This is a genomic window from Enterobacter sp. UPMP701, assembly GCF_053709515.1.
Window position 1 is genome coordinate 519,032 of the sequence record NZ_JBSKJN010000002.1, and the last position, 20,936, is coordinate 539,967.

Below are 20,936 nucleotides of genomic sequence, written 5' to 3' on the forward strand. Positions count from 1 at the left end.
GTCAGAACCTCGACTCATAAGTTGGATAGCCGCCCAGCTCTTCCGGCGGTTCTTCCTGACCATCGACGGCTTTTGCCTGTTTCAGCAGGAATGAGGCCTCCTGCGCCAGGCTATCGCGCAGGCTGGTGGACCCGGTCACTGCATACGCCAGCTTGGACTGCATCATCATTTCAGCAACATCCACCAGCGCGGCATCCCATGTGGACTCGTCCTCGTTACGGTAGATATAACGCAGACGAATCACATCGGCGTTAGCCAGCAGCCGGCTACCCTCAATCCGATAATCAATATCGTCACGTGGTTCGCCAACAGAGAGAACGCGAACCAGGTCGCCAGGCAAAGAAAACTGATAACCATACCCGAAGACAGGCGCAGCGCTGACAGGTGAGAGCACAACGCGTTTTATCGCGCAGTTCCACGGGTGAGCGCGGAGTAATTTATTGCGGACAGTAGGGTAAAGGTTGGCGCAAAGACGGGCATGATCCGTGTCTTCGTCGAAATCATTTATCGGGTGAGCACCCAGCGCCAGAAGTGCGTTTGAGCAGATCGATACACTCGAAGTCATGGCAGAACCTCAGATGAAAAAAGGCCGGGGGTAGTCCCCGGCAAACACACCAGCGGCATTAAGCAACAAAATCGATGGCGACGACTTTTTTCTCGTTAGCACGGCCAGCACCATAAGACGCATCAACAGAGATCTGAATGGTGTTGTTTTTATCGCGGCGCGGGCCGATATCAACGCTGTACTCAGCGCCGGTACCGAAATGCACGGCGGATTTACACCACGCAACGGCGGTTTTGGTGGTAACACCAGTATCGGTTACCGAGTCGAGCTTCTCGTATGCCAGCCACTTAAAGCCGAGCCAGTTGCCGGACACAGCACCTTCCTGCAGCATTTTCACCGCCATGAAGTCGGCAGAAGTCAGCGTGGTATCGCTGAGGATCTGCGTCAGCATGTCGGCGTTGTAGGTGATGTACAGCTCTTCACCGTTCTGCTCGTCACACTCATTACGGCGGAACATCGCTTTCGCGGCGATCAGCTTGGCTTTGGTCATGCCGGTGCCGCCTGCAACGATTTTCTGCGACGCAGGCAGCGCCACCGGAGCGTACGCGCCGCCGCTGGACGTCTTACGCATCACAGAGTCGAGCAGAGCACGATACACAACATCGTCTTTTTTGCGGTTGGAGGCCGCCAGGGTGAGCTGCAGATATGGCCCCTGAGGGTCGGCCAGCAGTTTACGCAGGTCACGTTTTTCAACTGGCACAAATACAGCGTAGTCCGCCATCAACGCATTACGGGTGCCAGCGTCTGGCAGGTCCCATACGGTGTCACCGAAACGCGTTGTGATCTGCGTCATTTCGATGGTACCCATATCGTTGATGGTGAATGCTTCGCCGGTGATCATCCCACGGTCGTTTACCGCAGCCTGCAGGCGGGAATCCTTCTGCTGCGCGGCGATTTCGAAAGAATCATGAAACTGCGTGATAAACGCAGCGGTGATCATGTTCTTATTGGTATCAAATGACATAACAATCACTCCAGAAAATATCGCCTGCTGGGTTGTCGGTTGCCCGGCCCGATTAACACAATGCGCGTGGCGCTTACGCACTGCGGGAAAATTCAGTTATCCGGCGTCCCCGCCGGGCTGGTTGTGGGGAGATTGTTAGCGAGGTGTGCGGTCGGAATCCCGACCAAATGAAAAAGCCAGCTGGTCAGGCTGGCTTTTGGGGTATAACAATTGTTGGTGGGCTATTAAACGATCTGCCAATCTTCGGCCAGAATATCGGTTTGACTAGCCAGCCAAGGCACAAAACCCCCATCAGCCGTTTTCATACCGATCCACGGAAGTAATTTAACACCAGGAACAAAGGTATATTCGTCACCGACAGTTACGTCGTAGCGCATGTCTGGAGGTGTAGCCGACTGAGGCGGCTTAACCATCTGCAAATGCATACCTTTTCCGTTCCAGCCAGTTCGGGCGACTTTCTTACCCTGCTTAAGGGCTTCAGTAGCAAGACCGAAGTTCAAGCCAGAAACCGGACGGTATGCCTTTTCGAATACTTCTTTCGGGCTCCAGCTGACATAGCCATCAAAGCGATCCGTATTAGGTTTTCCGCCGTCCAAATATTCCACCAGATAACCTTCGTCCGCGCCGTTCTCATCAGCGGGGAGCTGCCATCCACGAAAATCGTTATATGCCAGACGGGTCATAGGGAACGCATTAATTAATTTCACACCGATATGTTGAGTCACGGGTAATTCCTCGCTTTAAGTTGTCGTGACATGTCACGCCACGGTTTGATCGCCGTAGCGCTTCTGGTAATACGCTTTGACCTTCGCAGATACGCGTTCGTGGTCGGCGTGTTTCGGGTCCATGTAGGCCGGAGATTTCATCAGGTCGCGAATGGTCTGCTGCTCTTCGAGGTTCACATCGCCGCCCGCTGGCGCATCTTCCTGCATTTCAGCACCGACTTTAGCCAGCATGCGGATAACCATCGGGTTATTGCCGATCTCGTCAATTCGGCCTTTGTCGGCGTCGTCCGCCAGAGAGTTGAACGCGCGGAAAGCCAGACCGATGTTCTGCTTAAACTCTGCGTCAGTCTTCCACACCTCGCGCAGCTGCGTGGTGGCGGCTTCAGCATCCAGAGCAGCGGCCCCACCCACCAGCTCAGGAGCGCGCTGTGCGTATTCGCCCAGGATAAAACTCATCTGATCGTTGGTGATGCCTTTGGCGTGAGCAGTTTTCATGAAGCCCTGCATGCGCGGATCGGCTTTGAATTCTTCCCAGTTGAATCCCTCGACCTCTACCTTAGGCGCATACTCATCTGCCGTTTTCGGCGGCGCGTCGCCGCTACCCATGCGTTTTTCAAGGTGAGTGTAATTTTCCGCCAGTTTGCGGGCAGAGCTTTCAATACTGAGCTTTCCGTCTTCGCCCATAACGCGGAATTTCTCAGGTAGCCAGTCATTAGCACCCGGTTCGCCTGCGCCTGTGCTGAGGAGAGAATTACCAGAAGGTTCGCCAGCACCAGGATTATTGCCGCCATCTTCACCACCTCCGTTACCGCCGCCTGGCAGTTCTGCGCCCTGCTCAGCGTTCATGAATAAGTGTTTAAGCTTCCACATCGTCTTCTACTCCATCGGCTCTGTTGATCTGACTGAGAATGAAATCGAGCACAGAACGCTGCCCGGCCCGGTAACATGTTTCGCGGTCACCTTCGGTACCGCCTTTCACGTACGCTTCGCGACCGAAGCGCCTGGTAAGTTCTTCCAGTACAGGCGCACCGCCTGGCATTTCTTCAAAAATCCGCTTGTAATCTGCGGGTGTAGCCTCTTTGGTTCTCATTGGTTACCTGCCAGTCGTTGCCCTATTGCCGCGCCAGCGGTCTGCCCTGCCGCCCCCGCAGCCTCTGTGCCCGCCTGCATCATGAGCTGCTGCTGTGCGGCCTGCTGCTGTGCTTTCTGGCGCTGGTCGCGGCGATCCGCCACAGCATCGGATGAGCGAATCACTTTAGCCGGAACGCCGAGAGCCTCAGCCACAACGCGCGTGGCTTCGTCGGTATCGATGAGGTCAACAACGTCCTGGTTGATGCCCGCGAGGTTTGCCACGTTCGCGCCGAGGCGTTCAATTGCCGTTACGTCTTCCAGCTTCTGGGCGCGTGCCAGAGGCGAGATGTAACGCACATTGAAATTGGCGTTCTGCAGGCTCTCAGGCGGCGGGGAGAAGATGCCAGCGCGGAAAGCAATACCGAAGCAGCGCACCACCAGCAACTGGAGATATTCCGCCTGGAAACGACCATACACCGGGCCAAGCAGCTGGCGAATCAGCGCGACACGCACGTGTACTTCGGTGGCGGTCATGGCTGGACCGTCCTGCGGCTGCAGCTGGTCGGCCATCATGATTTTGCGGATTGACGCCTGCAGGCGGTCTTCTGCGGTAAACGCTACCTGGAAATCTGCGCCTGTCAGCAGCGGTTTCATGCTGTCGGTGCTGTTCGCCACGATGATACGGCGCGGGCCAACTCTGACCGTGCGCGGATTGAGCACGCCGTCGTCCTCGGCAATCCACATGCCGGAGATAGCCAGATCCTGCGCGGCTTTCTCCATGCGTTTGGTTTCGTTCAGCTCTTTGCAGTCCGGCAGCGCGTCGTACACCGGGCCGATGCCATAGGAGCCGCCGGGGATTTTCATCCAGCGCGGCACGCAGCACGGGAATTCGTGATAACCAGATTCGCGCACAATCTGCTTATTGCTCACGTCGACGTTGTACGATGCAAAGCGCATGTTTTTCGCCAGGCGGGCATCGACCATGTAGGTTTCGCGCGGGAAAATGCAGTGCAGGAAATCAAATTTATCGTCAGGCTTTTTCTTCGCCGCGTCGCGGATCTTCTCGCTGACCTTGTCCGTGCCGAATTCCTTGATGGCCTGCTCTGCGGTCAGCTGGTAGCTGCGGTAGATCGTGTCCACGATGCCATCCTTGCGGGTGGACGTGACATAGCACTGCGCCAGCGGCCATTGCTGGAAGGTGTAGCCGCCCTCTTCGCGGTCCTCGTCGATGTACAGGACGAACCAGCCAGCGCACACCACGTCGAGATTCGCCTCGTAGCCCTCGGCGTCGAAGTTGGCGGCGTGGATATTTTCCCAGACCAGCGTGGCGCACTCAGACAGCCAGGCTTTGGCATCGTCCGGCAGAGATTCGCTGTCGAGGTTCAGCCATTGCGCGTTCGCCGGGGTCATGCCGGACATGAGCGCAGAGGCCAGCATGCGGGCGCTGTCGGTGGCGGTGCCGTCCAGTAGCTTCGCCACCTTGTGTTTTGCGCTCTGAGCGTCGAGCACTTCGTCAGAGAATCCCGCGCCGCGCAGCGGATAGGTGTAGTCATAGCACTCGCGCCAGACACTTTCATGCTGCTGGCGGTTGGCTTTCAGCGTGTCGGAACGCTTAATCAGCTTAACGGCGAGTTCATCCATCAGTTACGCCCCCAGAGTGTTTTTTTGCTGCGCTGCCTGCGCACCAGAGGACAGCAGAGAGCTGCCCGAATCAGCTGCGCCCTCTGCACCACTGGCGAGAAGGGACGAGCCTTTCTTGCGCTTCTTACGCGCTGCTGCATCCGCGTTTGCCGCTCTTGCTGCTGCATCGGCAGCTGCATCCGCTTCGGCCTGCGGGTCGGTCTGCGTGACCTTTGGCGCTCCACCTCCACACATAACGATTCCCCCTCTTAGCCCGGAACGTGCCAGCCGTGCTCAGTCAGAACGGGCTTACCCGCAACCGGCTGGCGTTTGCCCTCGTCGTTCGTCACGTAGCCTAAGGGCGCGGCGGGCTCCGCCGTGGTGGCTCTTTTGACGAGCTGGAGGAATTCGAGATTGTCGGTCAGCTGCTGGTCAGCCAGGTCGGTGTAGCCCAGCGTTTCAAAGCGGGCGATGATGGCCGCGCCCTGCTCGTTGATGGTACCCAGCAGAGTATTGCGCTCAGCAAGTGCGGCATCGTCCAGCAGACTGACAACGCGCTGCTGAATAACTTCCTGTTCTGCGCGCTGGCCGTCTGCGTTAAGTATCAGGATCTCAGTTGCGGTAAGGCTGTTCTCCGCGCCTGTTGGCTTCTCTGCGCCCGTTTCGGGTTCCTGCCCCGGTACTTCGATAGGTTTCTTTGGTCGACCCATTGTGGTGGCTCCTGTGATGATTGAGCCGTAAGTGTGAAATGGGTCCGCGGTCAGGATCCCGACCAAATGGAAGATTTGTTAAAAAACAGCCCGATTTAACATAATGACCGTTACGCGCACCAGCGAAATGGCACTCGTTAACGATTCAGCGTGAAGCGGTTATTTGTTGCGGTTTACTGGCTGGAAGTGGTGAAAATGGACTGCATAAATCGTGCATAAAACAGGGCGGTTTTTGCATAGCGGTTTTAACCGATGAACGCCCTGTTTTTGCAAGTTTTCATGGTGCCAGGCGCTTAGAACGCCAGGCGTAAACGAATCGCCGTGATGTGACCTGTGCTGGCAGTTCGGAGCGTGGGCGCTGTGTGACGTAGCACCAGAAATCTATCAGCGCTTCACCCGTGTGATGGTTCGGCGCTGCGCCCTGCTTCCAGCCGATGATAGCAGACTTCGACACATCGAGCTCTCTGGCAATCTCCTGGAGGGGGATGCCGCTGCGCGTGATGTCGTTAATCACCCGGAACCAGTCCGTTTTGAACGTTGCGACAACTGGCATGGGTCACCTCCCAAAACGCGCGCACGCGCGAGCATAGAGAGCGATTTTATTGAGCTTCTGACGCTCGTTAATCGCCGTGGTGGAATCAAATCGTGTTTGCATATCGCTACTCGCAATAAATTACATGTTCAGGGAGGAACCACCTGCCCCCACCTGGAACCACCTTTTTCTAACCTTTCCCCAAATCGACTTATATATATATATGGGGTTCTTAGTAACTAGGTGGTTCCAGTGGTTCCAGTGGTTCCGAGCCGCTAACCGCAAGGTTTGGAAAGTGGAACCACCTCCGCTATCAGGTGGTTCCAGGTGGTTCCAAAGGCTCCCAAACTTTGCTTTTCTTACCGTCAATTCGCCTTTGGGCGCGCTTATAACCGCAATTTTGCAAAACATTGCTAATTCGCATTTCTTCACGTTTTCCGATGTGGCTTGGATTTAAGCCAATCGCATCGCGCAGAACGTCGCTAGCGCGTAAAAATTCGCAATTTCGCGGAATGTCGTTAGTCATCAGGTCAGGCGTGTCGAGCCATTTCTCGACCGTTTCGAGCCACGCGTCCTTAATGGTGTACTGCTCGTGGACACTCGCACCGAGCCGCTCAGCATCGCGGAACTGGATGCCGCCGAGGCGCTTAAACGTCTCGCGGGCCTCAGCCCACAGCAAAAGGAGGTCTTTTTTTATCGCTTTCACGTCGACTTTCGACACCTCAACGGGCAACCACCGGCGGTTACCGGTCTTGTCAGCGAGGAATTCGTCTTCGTTGGTGGTACCTACGAACACCAGGCGACGCGGGAACTGGGTAGCGAACTCGCGGTATTTAGGGATCCAGTTCTCATGCGTGCGCGTCACGAATGCCTTGATGGATTCCAGCTCTTTGGTATTGAGGCCGCGCAGCTCGCCAATCTCTGCCACCAGACGCCCGCGCATCTTGCGTGCGAGGTCATCGTCTTTCTCAGCGAAAGAGATCTCGGTGAAGAACGCCGGGTCGGGGCTAAGCGCTTCCACGCCGGAGGACTTACCGCAGCCCTGAGGACCGACGAGGATCGGCACCATATCGGCTTTAACGCCGGGTTCCAGCACCCTGCCCGCCAGCGCCGTCCACATGTACATGGACACCGCGCGGGTGTATGGCGTGTCGGCGGTACCGAAGTGTGTATGGTAGAAAGTTTCGATACGCGGCACGCCGTCCCACTCCAGCCCGTTCAGCCAGGTGGTCGCCGAGTCGAAAGGCTGTTCGTCAGCGGCCAGCAGCACCACGTCGCGAATGAGCTCGCGCCCCACAGGTTTAAAGCCGCGCTTTTCCATCGTGATGCGCAGGCGCGCATAATCCGCATCGGTGAACGCCTGCCACTGGCCGGAGCCCGCCTGGGCGAACATGATTTCATCGCGGAACTGGTCAAAGCGGATATCGATGTCCACGAAGTCAGGACGCACAACGGCTTTGGCCGCGTTGCTGATGGTGGCCTCGATGCGGCCCCACTTATCGCGCTCAAACGCCGGCAATGGTAATGGCTCTGCAACATCGGTGCTGGTCAGGTCTTCGAAATCGTCGTTTCGGACCCCGATGGCGTTAAGGAAATCACCGTCATCGCGGTGTGCACAGCTGGCGTGCAGGCACTTGAAATGGCCCTGCTCAAATCCTGCGGTACCACCCGGGAAGTAAACCGTACTGGTCGGGTCGCCGCCGGTGCTGTGACCGCCTTCGAACGGGCAGCGAATGTATCGCTCGCCGTTCGCGCCATCCAGCAGCGTCCAGCCATTGGCATCGAGGTATTCGGCTGTATCGTCCGTGGCGCCGGGCGTGAAGGTTGAGCGGTCGCGCATCTTCGTGCTGCCCGCTTCGGTGGTAACCGACACAGGCAGCTGATCCGCCAGGCGCTGCCACAGCGTTTCGAGCAGCTCAGCAGTAATAGCCGGAGGCTCATCCGGCAGACCGCCGTCCCATTCAATACGCGCGCCGCTGCTGTGCGTACCACAGGCAACGAATTGTTGGCCGTTAGCCAGCAGCTCGATAATCCCCATATCGCCCGCCAGACGGTGGATACGCTTACGGAAATCCCCCTCTACGGCCAGCAGGTACAGGCATTTGTTGCTGTTGGCGCGCCAGCGTCGCGGCGGCAGCTCGCCAAACAGCTGCACCAGCGTTTTGCGAATATCGGCCTGGATGTCTTCGTCTTCGCTGTCGCAGTCCAGCGCCAGCCAGCCGTGGCCTGTGCGCACGCAGATGCCGTAATCCGGTTCGTTCGACCAGCGGGCAAAATCATGCTCGGTTACGACTTGCTCGGTCCAGTCCTTGATCCCGGTAGCCAGTCGGTCGCGGTTATACAGGCTTGGCGTTTTGCCAAGCATTTTGAGTTTGCTATTCGGGGATATGGTCGCGCCCGGGTTGCACACGACCGGCAGCAGCTGGTCAGTACGCCCCAGCACCAAATCGAAGTGGAACCATTCGTCAGGCGTCGCCCCCCAGATCTTTTTCTCTGGCATGGGTTACGCCTTTTGCTGTTCTAAATTTTCGCCGTTTAATAGCCAGTCAGGGTCGCATTTCAGAACTTTTGCCAATTCAAGAATGAAGCTGGTACGTGTGGCACGCCCGGATTCAAGGTACTGAATAGACTGCTGGCGCATGCCAACGCTTTCAGCCAATGAGGTTTGGGTTATGCCTAAGGCTTTGCGGCGCTCCTTTATGCGTGAAGCAAGAGTAGAACTGGTCATTATGTAAGCCCTCAGGTGTTTACAGGTTTACTTGTAATTACCTCACAGGCACCCTTGTTTGTCAAATACAGATGTATCTGTAATCATCAACGACAGAAAAGGAGTCATCATGAATCTTGCCAACCGAGCCAAAAAGCGCAGAACAGAACTAAACTTAACTCAGGTCGAAGTTGCTAAACGAGCAGGCATAAGCCAGCAGTCGATTGAAGCTATAGAGAATGGAAAAACACTTAAACCACGTAACCTTCTTGCTTTAGCGTCAGCTCTAGAATGCGATCCTAAGTGGTTACTTCTTGGGGGCGATGTTGTCACTGATTTCAACTACGGAGCCCGAAGAGTGCCTATTCTAAGCTATGTACAAGCAGGAGCTTTCACAAGCGCTGAACAGCTTCATGAAGAAGGTGATTTCGAATACATCCTCACTACAGCTGAGTTATCAGAAAGTTCATTTGCTCTCCGTATACGCGGAGATTCGATGGAGCCGGAATTTAAAGAGGGAGACATCGTTATAATTGACGCTGATGTATACCCTACTCCAGGTGAATTTGTTGCAGCATGCAACGGTAGCCATGAAGCAACATTCAAAAAGTACCGCCCGGTAGGGATTGGCGCTAAAGGCGAGGAAGACTTCGAACTTGTGCCCTTGAACAGCGATTACCCCATTTGTCGCTCTTGGGAAAAACCGGTCAAGATCATAGGGACCATGGTAGAACACCGCATATTCCGCAGAAAGAGATAATCACATCCTAACTACCAAATATAGAGGGCTTCGGCCCTCTTTTTTATTGCCCGTAAAAACAAGTAATTAGGTTTAACATGTATTTTATTACCAGAATACCTGTTGACGCAATTACAGGTTTGCTTGTATTTTTAATCCCAAGAAGTAACTGCTCTTTAACAAACAGAACCGCGTGACAGGTAAGTCGCTGTGCTCCTGGCAAAACGAAATGGCACCCGATGGGATCGAGGTAAGCGCCGAGTCCGTATGCGTACGGTAAGCGTAGAGGACCACACCGCGACGAGCTGATAAGTCACGCAAGTTGAAACGCCCCGATGATGGGGCGTGCAGTTCCCTTTGGGGTGTGGAAGTTTGGTAAGCGGTTAGCTGCCGCGGGAAAACGTCATGGCGCGCGCATTAACAGGGCATGAAGTCTCGGGTTCAACTCCCGACCGCACCACCAAAGTGAACTGAATGAGGAAATGACGTGAAAACGTATAAACCGCTTAAAGGTGAATGTCCTGTTTGCGAAACACCGCTTCAGGCAACAAAACCAGAACGTTACAAAATTAATGAATGCTACGAGCGCTGCCATAAATGCAACGCGTTCCTGCATGTCATTGCAACGCATTGGCGAGCCCGCTTCAACCTCGCAGTACCACGTTAACCCCCATCCCCTGAATCATCCATTGCTGTGTGTAGCCTTTGCCCGCCTCCCATGACGGGCTTTTTTATGCCTGAAAGCGCATTCAGTGCAGTGCGCTCCCCGACATGAAAGGAGCACTACCGATGAAACCTGAACACCTCCACCGGCTGACGGGGCGCGACGTGCTCCATTATCGCCGCAAACATTTCGACATTATCACCGGTCTGGCCCTCGCTACTGCGTTCGGCCTGGCTATTACCTTCATTCTCCTTGTAGCGAGGACCGCAGTATGAGCTTAGAAACCAGTCTCGAACTTAACAACCAACTGCTGACGCAGCATAACGCCCTACTTGAACGCCTTATCACTGCCCTGGCCTCTGGCGTCGCTCTTCGCCCGGACACTGTGGCGCAGGTTCAGGAATACCGCGAAACGGTACCGGAAACCAAAGCGGAAAATACCGTTATCCGCAAAGTTACGCTGGACGATCTGGAGTTCAGCGACATTATCGCCCTGGCTGCATTCTACCCGGAGGCGCAGGAACTCAGCGAAACAATGGTCCAGCGTGTTGTTGATTATCGCGACGCAGAAGGCGATAAGCGCGTTGTGCAGATCGATGCGCTGGACAGCGCCCTGCAGGGTGTTAAACGCGCTGGCCATCTTAACAAGCCAGCATTACTTGACCTGTCACGTAACATCCTGCGCTTCTGGGACGATTTACCAACCATCGCGGCACGCCGTGACTTTGCCGAGCGCTTACTGGACGCACCAGCCGACGGCCGTCATGAAGTGAAGCCGAAAACCAGCGGTAAGGATGAAGAACGCACCGGGCCCTTCTACTGCAAGAATGTCGATGGCTCCGCCGCCAGCGAGCTTCACACCTTACGCAAGCTGAACGAACTGCTTAAAAAGGGCCATATCGAAATCACCAAAGTTGAATATCTCCAGCTGCAGGAAGATTTTGCGCGTAAAAACGCGGCAAAAGGCGGTACCGAAACGGGTGATGATGCAGGGGATAATGCAGGCGCGCAGACCGATTTTGCGGCGCTGCGTAAACAGGCTGAAGGAATGATCCTTCAGCTGGCGAAAGGCGGTTACCGTGCCGAAGCGGTGGCGATTCTGGAAAAACAGGGTGCCAAAAAACTCGGCGAAGTTGCTGACGAGAACCTCGCAGACGTGATCGCTCAGGCTGAAAAAGCGCTGGAGGGTTAATTATGCCAGAAGCCTGGAAGGATATTTCAGGCTTTGAAGGCATTTACCAGATTTCAGACGCTGGCAACCTGAGAAGCCTCGACAGAACTGTATTAAACAAAGGTTCTGGCTGCACCTATCCCATTAAAGGTAAGCCACTAAAACCACGCTATGACGCAGACGGATATCTAATCACCGACTTATGGAAAGCGGGTAAAAAGGTAACCGTCAAAATACACCGTCTCGTTGCCGCAGCATTTATTCCCGGATCTGCCCCTGAAGTTGACCACATTAACGGTCGTCGCGATGACAACTGGGTGGTAAATCTTCGCTGGGCCTCTCTTTCACAAAACAGGGCTAACTCTCACACCAGAAAGAATAAATCTGGAGTGGTTGGCGTTCGGTTCAGCGAAGGTAAGAAAAACCCGTGGCAGGCCTACGGACGAGTAAACGGCAAATTCAAATCTCTCGGTCATTTCCCTACCAAACAACTCGCAGCGGCTACGCGGCGAAAACACATTCAGGAGGTCATGAATGCCTGATGTTCATGCACGATTATCACCATCATCTGCACACCGCTGGCTAAGGTGTGCGGGTAGTCTGGCGCTGGAGGCCACTCAACCGGATAAAAGTTCCTCATTCGCAGAAGAAGGGACCGCAGCGCATGCGCTTGCCGAAAAGGTTCTGCGCAACCGCCAGAAATATTGTGAGAGCTATGCGGGCTGCAACGTGGAAATGTTTCTCGGTTCTTATCCTCTTGCTGAGCACCCAGATGATACTTCCGGCCCGCAGGTAGATGAGGAAATGGTCGAAGCCGTTGGCCGTTACGTCGACACAGTCTGGGCGCTGTCGCAGGGCAATGAGCTGCTGGTCGAGCAGCGTGTCGACTTCTCTCATATCGTGGGCGTTGAAGAGTCATTCGGTACCGCCGACGGCGTAATCATCGCGGGCAACGAGTTGCAGATCCACGACCTGAAATACGGTAAGGGTGTGCGCGTCGATGCTGAGCAGAACGAGCAGCTGCAGCTGTATGCCCTGGGCGCGCTTGAGCAGGTCAGCATGCTGTACGACTTCGAGACTGTGCGCCTGTTCATCCACCAGCCGCGGCTTAACCACGTTTCTGAGTGGGCCCTGACGGTGGAAGAGCTCCAGGCGTTCGGCGAACGGGCGCAGGAAGCGGCAGCCAGTGTGATCGTGATGTTCAACATCGCCGATTGCGAAGGGGTCGAAACCCTGCCGCTGGAAAACTTCACCCCCGGCGAAAAACAGTGCCGGTTCTGCAAAGCAAAAGCCGTCTGCACTGCTCAGAAAATGCAGCACATGCAAACTGCTGTCAGCGATTTCGAAGACCTGACGAAACCGGTCGGTGAAATTATCGCTGATGCCAGCTCGCGTGTACCGCTTCTGACCATCGAGGAACTGGCAGAGATATACAGCCAGGCCGATTTTATTGAATCGTGGCTAAAGGCTGTGCGCGACCGGGTGAACAGTGAGCTGAACGCCGGGCATCCGGTACCGGGCTTTAAGCTGGTTACCGGCAAACAGGGTAATCGTGCCTGGAGCGATGAAGAAGCCGCCCGCGCGCTGCTGAAAGACCAGTTCCGTTATAAAACTGAGGAGGTTTTCGACCTTAAGCTGATTAGCCCGACCAAAGCCGAGAAGCTCATCAAAAAGGCCAGCCCTCGCCGCTGGACGAAAGTCGAAGCGCTGATCACCCGCGCTGAAGGTAAGCCTACCGTCGCCCCCGAATCCGACCCGCGCCCGGCGCTCAATATCAACCCCGTTAACGATTTCGACGACGTGTCTGACGACGCGCTCGCCGCTGACCTCATCTGATTAAGGAAATACCCATGAAAATTAAACTGAATGGCGTACGTCATGCGTTTTGTAATCTGTTTGAAGCCACTGACTTCGAAGGAGACGGAAACTTCAAATTCCGTGACACCTTCCTGATCCCTAAAAACAGTGAACTTGATAAACAAATCTGGGCGGCTGTTCGTAAAGTTGCAAAAGATGCCTGGGGCGATAAGTACGAGAAAATCCTGGAGTCTATCAAGCATATCCCGAACCGCGCCGGCTACCGCGACGGTGACACTAAATCCGAGTATGAAGGCTTTGAGGGCCACATGTTCTTAGCGGCATCAAACAAAGCCAGACCTTTGGTCATTGACCGCGACCGTTCTCCCCTAGTTGCTGCTGACGGCCGACCTTATTCCGGTTGCTTCGTCAACGCAACGGTGACCGTGTACGCATATGACAACAAAGGGAAAGGCATTGGCTTCTCTCTCGGTGGCGTCCAGTTCTTCAAAGATGGCGATGCATTTAGCGGCGGCGGTGTGGCAACTACCGACGACTTCGACGATATCAGCGAAGGCGCAGACGCTTCCGATCTGGTTTAACCCTTCCCCCACCCGGCCACGCGCCGGGTGCTTTGCAAAGAGCGTTCCTTTTCGCAAAGCACCCGCGAGGAATATCTATGTCTGAAACCATTCTCTGGGGCGACCTGGAAACCTACTGCGAGACCCCCATCACGAACGGCACACACGCATATGCGGAAGGCGTCGAGGTTATGCTGTTCGCCTGGGCTATCAATGAAGGACCTGTACGTGTATGGGATTTAACCGCTGGTGAGCCAATACCGGAGCCGTTGCGTGTCGCACTTCGTGACCCTGACATCCTGCTTTATTTCCACAATTCGCACTTCGACCGCACGGCGCTGCGCCATGCAATACCGCGGCTGGCCCCTGATGTAACACGCTGGCGCGACACAATGGTTCAGGCGCTGGCGCACGGCCTCCCCGGCGCGTTGGGTGCGCTCTGCGAAGTGCTGGGCGTCCCGCAGGATAAGGCGAAGGACAAAGAAGGTAAGGCGCTGATCAAACTGTTTTGTAAGCCACGCCCGAAGAACAGCAAACTGCGCCGCGCCACCAGCAAAACCCACCCGGAAGAATGGCGACGTTTTTTAGCGTATGCCGGACTGGATATTGAGGCCATGCGCGAAGTACATAAGCGTCTGCCGAAGTGGAATTATAAGGGTACAGAGCTGGCGCTCTGGCATCGCGACCAGCGGATTAATGACCGTGGCGTCTGCATGGATGTGCAGCTGGCGCAGGCGGCGATCGAGGCGGTAGACCTAGAGCAAAAACGCCTGGCGAAACGCACGCAGGTGATGACCGACGGCGAAGTGCAGGCGGCCACGCAGCGCGATGCGCTGATTAAGCACATTGTTGAATCGTACGGTGTGGAGCTGCCGGACATGCAGCGCAGCACGCTGGAGCGCCGTATGGCGGATCCTGATTTGCCGTCGGCGGTGAAAGAGCTGCTGGCTATCCGCCTGCAGGCCAGCACCACCAGCACCAGTAAGTACAAATCACTAATGAAGGGTGTGAGCAGCGACGGGCGTCTGCGCGGCACGCTGCAATTCTGCGGCGCATCGCGAACCGGGCGCTGGGCCGGGCGGTTGTTCCAGCCCCAGAACCTGCCCCGCCCTTCGCTTGAGCAGGACCAGATAGACGAGGGCATCGAGGCGCTGAAAGCCGGATGCGCCGATCTGCTGTTCGATAACATCATGGAGCTGACCAGCTCGGCGCTGCGCGGCTGCATCATGGCCCCCGCAGGCAAAAAGCTGGTGGTTAGCGACCTGTCGAATATCGAGGGGCGAAAACTGGCCTGGCTTGCCGGCGAGCAGTGGAAGCTGGACGCATTCCGGAAGTATGACGAGGGGACCGGACCGGACCTGTATAAACTGGCCTACGCCCGCGCCTTCAATATCTCGCCGGACGATGTTGATAAATACCAGCGCCAAATCGGCAAGGTGATGGAGCTGGGCCTCGGCTTTGGCGGTGGCGTTGCGGCGTTCCTGACCTTCGCCCTGGTCTACGGCCTCGACCTAGACGAGCTGGCGAACGCCGCGCTGCCGAACATCCCCCGCGATGTCATCCGCGAGGCGAAAAGCTGGTACGACGAATCGGTTAAACGTAAGGTTACCTACGGCCTGTCAGAACGCGTATTCATCGCCTGTGACTCGCTCAAGCGCCTGTGGCGCCGGGCGCATCCCGCGACCTGCGATTTCTGGTACGAGCTCGAGCGCACCGTCCGCGCCGCAATAGCCACACCGCAAAAAACGCTGTACTGCGGTTATCTGAAAATCCGCCGCGATGGCGCATGGCTGCGCATCCAGCTGCCGTCCGGGCGCGCGCTTTGCTACCCATCCCCATCCATCGAGAAGGGGAATATCACTTATCAGGGCGTTAACTCCTACTCACGCAAATGGCAGCGGCTCAAAACCTACGGCGGAAAGCTGGTGGAAAACGTCACTCAGGCGGCCGCCCGCGACGTTCTGGCCGGAAACATGCCGCTGATCGAGGATGCCGGTTACAGCATTGTGCTGACGGTACACGACGAGGTGATCACCGAAGCGCCGGACACTGACGATTTCAACGACAAAGCGCTCTCCGCGCTGCTCTCCACTAACCCCGAATGGGCGCCCGATATTCCGCTGAACGCTGGCGGCTTTGAGGCGTACCACTACCGTAAGGACTAATCGCTATGGCACAAGGTAACGTAGAAAATTTCGCAATCATTGTGTTAGTTAACGGCCGTACATCACAGGTCGAACTAACCACATCGCAAAAACGTTTGTTCGCAAAGTTAACACTCGGCGCACTCAACGATAGCGGCCCTCTGAAACTAATGCCAATTGACGACATGGTCCAGTTACAACCCGACGCCGAAGCATTTTCAGACGGTGATCCGCTATGAAGTACATGTATTTGGTCATGGATAGCCGTGCGCAATTCGACATTGACAAATCCACTATCCTGGAATGTTGCGGTAATAAAAAACCTTCATGGAGGTCCCTTGGTCAAGACTGGGGAAACCAAGGAGCGGTTCTTGTACGTTGCCATCGCCGCAAAATTAACGGAGCGGTAGTTTACGCTAACGGTGAAGTTGTCGGTGTTATCAAATGAGGTAACCCCTATGTCATTTAAATATCGGGACAGTCCGCTTTATTACCGGACTGCGCGGGAGGCTTTGCGCCTTGAGCAGTCCGGCGAGTATGACCGGGCGGCGAAAGTCTGGTCCAAAGCCAACCGCGAATCACGTAACGAGCTCAATCAGGACTGGAGCGAACGCCGGTCTGATTTTTGCCTGATGCAGAACATGCGCGAAAAGCGTAAGGAGATCGAGTGAATGAGCTGGCTCTTTTCGCAGGCTCTGGCGGAGGAATACTCGGCGGCCACCTGCTCGGATGGAAAACAGTATGCGCAGTTGAACGTGATGCCTACGCCGCACAAGTTCTCGCGCAACGACAAAATGATGGAATTCTCCGACCTTTCCCGATTTGGTCTGACGTGTGCAGTTTTGACGGAAAGCCGTGGCGAGGAATTGTTGATGTCGTTTCTGGCGGCTTTCCGTGCCAAGACATTAGCGCAAATGGTCATGGTGCCGGCATCAATGGACGACGTTCCGGACTGTGGGCCGAAATGGCAAGAATCGTCAGTGAGGTACGACCTGCATTCGTCTGCGTGGAAAACTCTCCGCGACTCAGAGGAAAAGGTCTTGCAGTGGTCATCGGTGACCTTGCCGAAATGGGGTATGGCAGCGAGTGGTTCCGTCTTTCAGCATCGAACTGCGGAGCGCCCCATGAAAGAGACAGGATGTGGATTGTGGCCTACAGCGAAGGCAACGATCCGGGGCGATTGTCCGAGCGAACGCTTACGCAGAACTCCGGATCTGCCCAGCGCGATAAAAATGCGTCCATTACCGGATGGATCAGAGCCACGCCAGGATGGACAGCTGAACCCTCAGTGGGTCGAGTGGTTCATGGGTTGGCCCATCGGGTGGACAGAATTAAAGCCCTTGGCAATGGACAAGTTCCTCGAGTGGCAGCGGCAGCATTCTCCATGCTCAAAGTATATTGAGGATGCCGCATGACCTACGAACGTGAAAGCCTTATTGAAAAGCACCTCGTCGCCGAAGTGAAAAAGGCTGGCGGGGTCGCCTTTAAGTTCGTGTCACCCGGTCGCCGCTCGGTACCGGATCGCATTGTCCTGCTACCCGGCGGCCGTCTCGTTTTCGTTGAATGTAAAGCACCCGGCAAACCGCCACGCGCCGACCAGCTGCGCGAGCACGAACGGCTGCGCGCGCTGGGCTTTACCGTGGTCGTGTTGGATAGCAAAAATCTGGAGGGGATATTGTGAATCTTCCGGCCATTCTCGACATGTGCTGCGGTTCTCGTATGTTTTGGTTTAACAAAAGCGACCCACGCGCCGTGTATTTGGATGCCCGTAGCGAGTCGCACGTGCTTTGCGATAACAGGAAGTTGGAGATCCGCCCGGACGTACTCGGCGATTTCAGACAGTTGCCATTTGCCGACGGTCAATTTTTACAGGTGATATACGACCCCCCTCATCTACGCCGCGCCGGTCCTAACGGCTGGATGCGAAAAAAGTATGGCCAATTGGATAAAGAGAACTGGCGTGAAGATCTTCGCGCAGGATTCGCAGAAGCATTTCGCGTGCTGGCACCCGGCGGCACGTTAATTTTCAAGTGGAATGCTACGCAGATCCCTGTCCGACAAATTATAGAATTAACCGACCAGCAACCTACTATCTGGCAACGCACTGGCAAGGCAGATAAAACCCACTGGATAGTATTTTTAAAAGCCGCAGAGGGGTACCAGAACGGAAATGACCTCATCTAAAATTTTTACCCCCCGCCCCTATCAAGATCTAATTATCAACCATGAAATCGACATCCTGCGCTGCAACATCTGGGCGGGCATGGGCATGGGTAAAACCGTAGCGACGCTCACCACACTGGAAGATCTCTTTATGGCGGGAGCGGAGACTCAACCCGCGCTGGTCCTCGCACCGCTGCGCGTAGCCGCCAGCACATGGCCGGATGAAGCTGTGAAATGGGGGCATCTTCGCAATATCGAGGTGCAACCGATTGTCGGTAACGCCAAAGCGCGCGCCGCGGCGCTGGCGAACAGCAACGCGAGCGTGTTTACCATCAACTACGACAATCTGGTCTGGCTGTTGGAAGAGCTGGGCGGCCGCTGGCCGTTCGGTACCGTCATTCCCGACGAAAGCACCCGGCTGAAATCCTTCCGGCTGCGCGGTGGCGGTAAGCGTGCGGCAGCGCTGGGCAAGGTGGCGCATAAGCACGTCCGGCGCTGGATGAATCTCACCGGTACGCCAGCGCCTAACGGCCTGGTGGATTTGTGGGGGCAGGCGTGGTTTGTGGACCAGGGGCAGCGCCTCGGGCGCACCTACGGCGCGTTTACCTCACGCTGGTTCAACTCAATACAGTTTCCGGGGCAGAGCTGGACGAAGCTGGAGCCTTTCGCACACTCGCAGGACGAAATACAGCGTGCACTGGCCGACGTGACTATCTCCCTTGATGCCGCCGACTGGTTCGATATCAAAGAGCCCATCCATAACGTGATCCGCGTGGACATGCCGCCGAAGGCACGCCAGCAGTATCGCGAAATGGAAAAGGAAATGTTCCTCGAGCTGAACGGCGAAGGCATTGAAGCGCCGAACGCCGCGGCAAAAACGGTGAAGTGTCTGCAAATCGCCAGCGGCGCGGTGTACACCGACGACGGCGGGAGCTGGTCAGAACTGCACGACGCGAAGCTGCAGGCGCTGGACAGTATTCTCACCGAAGCAGCTGGCGCACCGGTACTCGTAGCCTACCACTGGAAACACGACCTCGAGCGTTTGCTTAAAGCATTCCCTCGCGGTCGCCACCTCGACCAGGATCCACAGACGCTGCGCGACTGGAACGCCGGAAAGATACCGGTCCTGTTCGCGCACCCTGCCAGCGCAGGCCACGGCCTGAACATGCAGGACGGCGGCAACATACTGGTGTTTTTCTCGCACTGGTGGGATCTGGAGCAGTACCAGCAAATTATCGAACGCATCGGGCCCACCCGGCAGATTCAGGCCGGACACAACCGTCCGGTGTTCATTCACCACATTATCGCCGCCGACACTATGGACGAAATGGTGATGGAGCGGCGCAACTCAAAACGAACGGTGCAGGACATCCTGCTCGATGCCATGAAAAAGAGAGGTATAGCATGACACCGGTTATCTCTGACACTGACCTGATAAACATCAAAGAAGTTGAGCGCTCTGTTGGTTTGAAAAAATCCAGCATTTATGAGCGTATCAGTAATAACGAGTTCCCGAAGCCCAAGAAGCTCGGGAGCCGAACCTCCCGCTGGGTACGCGGCGAGGTTGAAGAGTGGAAAAAACAGTTTCTTTAAATCAAACGCAGCTGGTCAATATAATCCGCATACCACTGCATCATTTCCCGACGCCCTTCCATATACAGGGCATGGTTGTAAACCCCGCGTATATTGTTCTTATCCACGTGAGCGATCTGGAGTTCAACCCAGTCAGAGTTGAATCCTTTATCGTTCAGGATGGTGCTGAATGTATGCCGGAAGCCATGCCCTACAACCCTCCCCTTATATCCCAGCGTGTGGATCATCCTGTTTATTGTGTTCTCGCTCATGACCTTTGACGGGTCATTCCTACCGGGGAACATATTCACGTATCGACCTGTCAGACCGTGCAACTCTTTCAGCAAGACAACAAGCTGATCAGAGAGCGGTACCAGGTGCGGGCGGTCCATCTTCATAAATTCGGCGGGTATCTCCCACAGCCGATTATCGAAATCTACCCATTCCCATTTTGAATGCCGCAGTTCGTAAGTACGCAGCCCTGCCAGCATCATTATCTGCAACCCCAGCCGGGGTAGCGGGCTACCCTTGTAACTCTCAAGCACCGCGAGAAAATCAGGCAGTTCTTCCGCCGTCAGGAACGGGAAGGACTCACCTTTATGCCCGGTCATGGCGCTATTCAGTTCGCTGACGGGGTTATACTTCGCGCGCCCTGTCGCAACGGCATAGCTGAATACTTCACCGCACCACCGGCGCGTTTTGGCTGCTTTCTCGGTTGCGCCACGGTTTTCGATTTTGCGCAGTGCCGCCAGCATCTGAACCGGTTCGATTTCAGCAACCGGCAGCTTACCCACAGCAGGGAAAATATCTTTGTTGAACGCTTCGAGAATGTCAGAGGCATAGCCAGGCGACCAGCGCGGCTTCTTGAATTCGTGCCATTCTGCGGCAATCTCTTTAAACGTGATCGTCTTTGCTGCCGCAGCTGCAACATGGCTTTTGACCTTCACCGGGTCAACACCTGCTGCAACGTTCCGCCTGGCCTCGTCTCGCTTTTCGCGAGCGGCCGCCAGCGAAACAGCCGGGTACACACCGAGCGCCAGCATCTTTTCTTTACCGGCGAAGGTATAGCGATAGCGCCAGTATTTTGCCCCACTGGTTTTCACCAGCAGAATAAGCCCGTTACCGTCTGGCAGCTTGTAGTCTTTTTCGGCAGGCTTTGCCGTCTCGACCTGTCGTGCGTTTAGTTTCATAGGTACCCGCCTCAAACTCAG

Annotated in this window: 26 protein-coding genes and 1 tRNA gene; 15 read left to right on the forward strand and 12 right to left on the reverse strand. The window is 55.6% G+C overall.

The window, feature by feature from the left end:
* Position 1: 1 nt before the first annotated feature.
* The 11 genes from ACWKXT_RS07970 to ACWKXT_RS08020 form a co-directional block, all read right to left on the reverse strand.
* A complete protein-coding gene (locus tag ACWKXT_RS07970; protein ID WP_454532118.1) occupies positions 2-565 on the reverse strand; it encodes a hypothetical protein in 564 nt (187 codons plus the stop codon).
* Positions 566-623: 58 nt separating this feature from the next.
* Complete coding sequence (locus ACWKXT_RS07975; RefSeq protein ID WP_454532119.1) at positions 624-1,529, reverse strand: phage capsid protein; 906 nt, start codon at positions 1,527-1,529, stop codon at positions 624-626.
* Positions 1,530-1,753: 224 nt separating this feature from the next.
* Positions 1,754-2,254 (reverse strand): DUF2829 domain-containing protein, encoded by a 501-nt coding sequence (locus tag ACWKXT_RS07980; RefSeq protein ID WP_454532120.1) that lies wholly within the window; start codon positions 2,252-2,254, stop codon positions 1,754-1,756.
* A gap of 33 nt (positions 2,255-2,287) precedes the next feature.
* The gene (locus ACWKXT_RS07985) at positions 2,288-3,124 is read right to left on the reverse strand and encodes a hypothetical protein (protein ID WP_454532121.1); all 837 of its coding nucleotides are present in this window, start codon (positions 3,122-3,124) and stop codon (positions 2,288-2,290) included.
* Positions 3,111-3,344: a Bbp19 family protein gene (locus ACWKXT_RS07990; RefSeq protein WP_054830269.1), complete on the reverse strand. Its 234-nt coding sequence runs from the start codon at positions 3,342-3,344 to the stop codon at positions 3,111-3,113. The genes ACWKXT_RS07985 and ACWKXT_RS07990 overlap by 14 nt, the downstream gene beginning before the upstream one ends.
* Complete coding sequence (locus ACWKXT_RS07995; protein ID WP_454532122.1) at positions 3,341-4,966, reverse strand: portal protein; 1,626 nt, start codon at positions 4,964-4,966, stop codon at positions 3,341-3,343. The genes ACWKXT_RS07990 and ACWKXT_RS07995 overlap by 4 nt, the downstream gene beginning before the upstream one ends.
* Before the next feature lie 3 nt (positions 4,967-4,969).
* Complete coding sequence (locus tag ACWKXT_RS08000; protein ID WP_454532123.1) at positions 4,970-5,200, reverse strand: hypothetical protein; 231 nt, start codon at positions 5,198-5,200, stop codon at positions 4,970-4,972.
* A gap of 14 nt (positions 5,201-5,214) precedes the next feature.
* A complete protein-coding gene (locus tag ACWKXT_RS08005) occupies positions 5,215-5,655 on the reverse strand; it encodes a hypothetical protein (RefSeq protein WP_454532124.1) in 441 nt (146 codons plus the stop codon).
* Between the two features lie 277 nt (positions 5,656-5,932).
* The gene (locus tag ACWKXT_RS08010) at positions 5,933-6,208 is read right to left on the reverse strand and encodes a hypothetical protein (RefSeq protein ID WP_015571352.1); all 276 of its coding nucleotides are present in this window, start codon (positions 6,206-6,208) and stop codon (positions 5,933-5,935) included.
* A gap of 292 nt (positions 6,209-6,500) precedes the next feature.
* On the reverse strand, positions 6,501-8,687 hold the full coding sequence (locus ACWKXT_RS08015) for a VapE domain-containing protein (protein WP_454532125.1): 2,187 nt from the start codon (positions 8,685-8,687) through the stop codon (positions 6,501-6,503).
* 3 nt (positions 8,688-8,690) lie between these two features.
* Positions 8,691-8,915 carry a helix-turn-helix transcriptional regulator gene (locus ACWKXT_RS08020; protein WP_262129812.1) on the reverse strand — a complete coding sequence of 75 codons (225 nt, stop codon included), beginning with the start codon at positions 8,913-8,915 and terminating at the stop codon, positions 8,691-8,693.
* A gap of 109 nt (positions 8,916-9,024) precedes the next feature.
* Between ACWKXT_RS08020 and ACWKXT_RS08025 the strand changes: the two genes are divergently transcribed.
* From ACWKXT_RS08025 to ACWKXT_RS08095, 15 genes are all read left to right on the forward strand, one after another.
* Complete coding sequence (locus ACWKXT_RS08025; protein ID WP_200004253.1) at positions 9,025-9,654, forward strand: LexA family protein; 630 nt, start codon at positions 9,025-9,027, stop codon at positions 9,652-9,654.
* A 340-nt stretch (positions 9,655-9,994) separates the two neighbouring features.
* Positions 9,995-10,096: transfer RNA gene (locus tag ACWKXT_RS08030), tRNA-OTHER, on the forward strand.
* Between the two features lie 326 nt (positions 10,097-10,422).
* Positions 10,423-10,572, forward strand: coding sequence for a hypothetical protein (locus ACWKXT_RS08035; protein WP_169811558.1), 150 nt, complete (start codon positions 10,423-10,425; stop codon positions 10,570-10,572).
* Entirely contained in the window at positions 10,569-11,489 is a 921-nt protein-coding gene (locus ACWKXT_RS08040; protein ID WP_454532126.1) for a hypothetical protein, read from the forward strand. Before ACWKXT_RS08035 ends, ACWKXT_RS08040 begins: the two co-directional genes overlap by 4 nt.
* A 2-nt stretch (positions 11,490-11,491) precedes the next feature.
* Complete coding sequence (locus tag ACWKXT_RS08045) at positions 11,492-12,010, forward strand: NUMOD4 domain-containing protein (RefSeq protein ID WP_454532127.1); 519 nt, start codon at positions 11,492-11,494, stop codon at positions 12,008-12,010.
* Positions 12,003-13,304: a DUF2800 domain-containing protein gene (locus ACWKXT_RS08050; protein ID WP_454532128.1), complete on the forward strand. Its 1,302-nt coding sequence runs from the start codon at positions 12,003-12,005 to the stop codon at positions 13,302-13,304. Before ACWKXT_RS08045 ends, ACWKXT_RS08050 begins: the two co-directional genes overlap by 8 nt.
* A gap of 14 nt (positions 13,305-13,318) precedes the next feature.
* Positions 13,319-13,867, forward strand: a complete 549-nt coding sequence (locus tag ACWKXT_RS08055) for a DUF2815 family protein (RefSeq protein ID WP_032621494.1) — start codon at positions 13,319-13,321, stop codon at positions 13,865-13,867.
* A gap of 77 nt (positions 13,868-13,944) precedes the next feature.
* The gene (locus tag ACWKXT_RS08060) at positions 13,945-16,011 is read left to right on the forward strand and encodes a DNA polymerase (protein ID WP_454532129.1); all 2,067 of its coding nucleotides are present in this window, start codon (positions 13,945-13,947) and stop codon (positions 16,009-16,011) included.
* A gap of 5 nt (positions 16,012-16,016) precedes the next feature.
* Positions 16,017-16,229, forward strand: coding sequence for a hypothetical protein (locus tag ACWKXT_RS08065; RefSeq protein ID WP_130056321.1), 213 nt, complete (start codon positions 16,017-16,019; stop codon positions 16,227-16,229).
* A 219-nt stretch (positions 16,230-16,448) separates the two neighbouring features.
* Complete coding sequence (locus ACWKXT_RS08070; protein WP_454532130.1) at positions 16,449-16,661, forward strand: ANR family transcriptional regulator; 213 nt, start codon at positions 16,449-16,451, stop codon at positions 16,659-16,661.
* Positions 16,658-17,392, forward strand: coding sequence for a DNA cytosine methyltransferase (locus ACWKXT_RS08075; protein WP_454532131.1), 735 nt, complete (start codon positions 16,658-16,660; stop codon positions 17,390-17,392). The genes ACWKXT_RS08070 and ACWKXT_RS08075 overlap by 4 nt, the downstream gene beginning before the upstream one ends.
* Before the next feature lie 9 nt (positions 17,393-17,401).
* Positions 17,402-17,671 (forward strand): PDDEXK family nuclease, encoded by a 270-nt coding sequence (locus ACWKXT_RS08080; RefSeq protein WP_281766951.1) that lies wholly within the window; start codon positions 17,402-17,404, stop codon positions 17,669-17,671.
* A 20-nt stretch (positions 17,672-17,691) separates the two neighbouring features.
* Positions 17,692-18,174 carry a class I SAM-dependent methyltransferase gene (locus ACWKXT_RS08085; protein ID WP_454532214.1) on the forward strand — a complete coding sequence of 161 codons (483 nt, stop codon included), beginning with the start codon at positions 17,692-17,694 and terminating at the stop codon, positions 18,172-18,174.
* Positions 18,161-19,561, forward strand: coding sequence for an SNF2-related protein (locus ACWKXT_RS08090; protein ID WP_454532132.1), 1,401 nt, complete (start codon positions 18,161-18,163; stop codon positions 19,559-19,561). Before ACWKXT_RS08085 ends, ACWKXT_RS08090 begins: the two co-directional genes overlap by 14 nt.
* On the forward strand, positions 19,558-19,746 hold the full coding sequence (locus tag ACWKXT_RS08095) for a helix-turn-helix transcriptional regulator (protein WP_000189281.1): 189 nt from the start codon (positions 19,558-19,560) through the stop codon (positions 19,744-19,746). Before ACWKXT_RS08090 ends, ACWKXT_RS08095 begins: the two co-directional genes overlap by 4 nt.
* Here the strand turns inward: ACWKXT_RS08095 and ACWKXT_RS08100 are convergent.
* Positions 19,743-20,915: a tyrosine-type recombinase/integrase gene (locus ACWKXT_RS08100; protein WP_454532133.1), complete on the reverse strand. Its 1,173-nt coding sequence runs from the start codon at positions 20,913-20,915 to the stop codon at positions 19,743-19,745. The two genes, ACWKXT_RS08095 and ACWKXT_RS08100, sit on opposite strands and share 4 nt — an antisense overlap.
* Positions 20,916-20,936: the final 21 nt, after the last annotated feature.

Bases quoted from the DNA above. Each gene is read 5' to 3' on its own strand.
- ACWKXT_RS07970 (WP_454532118.1), bottom strand. From the start codon at position 565: ATGACTTCGAGTGTATCGATCTGCTCAAACGCACTTCTGGCGCTGGGT.
- ACWKXT_RS07975 (WP_454532119.1), bottom strand. From the start codon at position 1,529: ATGTCATTTGATACCAATAAGAACATGATCACCGCTGCGTTTATCACG.
- ACWKXT_RS07985 (WP_454532121.1), bottom strand. From the start codon at position 3,124: ATGTGGAAGCTTAAACACTTATTCATGAACGCTGAGCAGGGCGCAGAA.
- ACWKXT_RS07990 (WP_054830269.1), bottom strand. From the start codon at position 3,344: ATGAGAACCAAAGAGGCTACACCCGCAGATTACAAGCGGATTTTTGAA.
- ACWKXT_RS07995 (WP_454532122.1), bottom strand. From the start codon at position 4,966: ATGGATGAACTCGCCGTTAAGCTGATTAAGCGTTCCGACACGCTGAAA.
- ACWKXT_RS08000 (WP_454532123.1), bottom strand. From the start codon at position 5,200: ATGTGTGGAGGTGGAGCGCCAAAGGTCACGCAGACCGACCCGCAGGCC.
- ACWKXT_RS08005 (WP_454532124.1), bottom strand. From the start codon at position 5,655: ATGGGTCGACCAAAGAAACCTATCGAAGTACCGGGGCAGGAACCCGAA.
- ACWKXT_RS08010 (WP_015571352.1), bottom strand. From the start codon at position 6,208: ATGCCAGTTGTCGCAACGTTCAAAACGGACTGGTTCCGGGTGATTAAC.
- ACWKXT_RS08015 (WP_454532125.1), bottom strand. From the start codon at position 8,687: ATGCCAGAGAAAAAGATCTGGGGGGCGACGCCTGACGAATGGTTCCAC.
- ACWKXT_RS08020 (WP_262129812.1), bottom strand. From the start codon at position 8,915: ATGACCAGTTCTACTCTTGCTTCACGCATAAAGGAGCGCCGCAAAGCC.
- ACWKXT_RS08025 (WP_200004253.1), top strand. From the start codon at position 9,025: ATGAATCTTGCCAACCGAGCCAAAAAGCGCAGAACAGAACTAAACTTA.
- ACWKXT_RS08035 (WP_169811558.1), top strand. From the start codon at position 10,423: ATGAAACCTGAACACCTCCACCGGCTGACGGGGCGCGACGTGCTCCAT.
- ACWKXT_RS08040 (WP_454532126.1), top strand. From the start codon at position 10,569: ATGAGCTTAGAAACCAGTCTCGAACTTAACAACCAACTGCTGACGCAG.
- ACWKXT_RS08045 (WP_454532127.1), top strand. From the start codon at position 11,492: ATGCCAGAAGCCTGGAAGGATATTTCAGGCTTTGAAGGCATTTACCAG.
- ACWKXT_RS08050 (WP_454532128.1), top strand. From the start codon at position 12,003: ATGCCTGATGTTCATGCACGATTATCACCATCATCTGCACACCGCTGG.
- ACWKXT_RS08055 (WP_032621494.1), top strand. From the start codon at position 13,319: ATGAAAATTAAACTGAATGGCGTACGTCATGCGTTTTGTAATCTGTTT.
- ACWKXT_RS08060 (WP_454532129.1), top strand. From the start codon at position 13,945: ATGTCTGAAACCATTCTCTGGGGCGACCTGGAAACCTACTGCGAGACC.
- ACWKXT_RS08065 (WP_130056321.1), top strand. From the start codon at position 16,017: ATGGCACAAGGTAACGTAGAAAATTTCGCAATCATTGTGTTAGTTAAC.
- ACWKXT_RS08070 (WP_454532130.1), top strand. From the start codon at position 16,449: ATGTCATTTAAATATCGGGACAGTCCGCTTTATTACCGGACTGCGCGG.
- ACWKXT_RS08080 (WP_281766951.1), top strand. From the start codon at position 17,402: ATGACCTACGAACGTGAAAGCCTTATTGAAAAGCACCTCGTCGCCGAA.
- ACWKXT_RS08085 (WP_454532214.1), top strand. From the start codon at position 17,692: ATGTGCTGCGGTTCTCGTATGTTTTGGTTTAACAAAAGCGACCCACGC.
- ACWKXT_RS08090 (WP_454532132.1), top strand. From the start codon at position 18,161: ATGACCTCATCTAAAATTTTTACCCCCCGCCCCTATCAAGATCTAATT.
- ACWKXT_RS08095 (WP_000189281.1), top strand. From the start codon at position 19,558: ATGACACCGGTTATCTCTGACACTGACCTGATAAACATCAAAGAAGTT.
- ACWKXT_RS08100 (WP_454532133.1), bottom strand. From the start codon at position 20,915: ATGAAACTAAACGCACGACAGGTCGAGACGGCAAAGCCTGCCGAAAAA.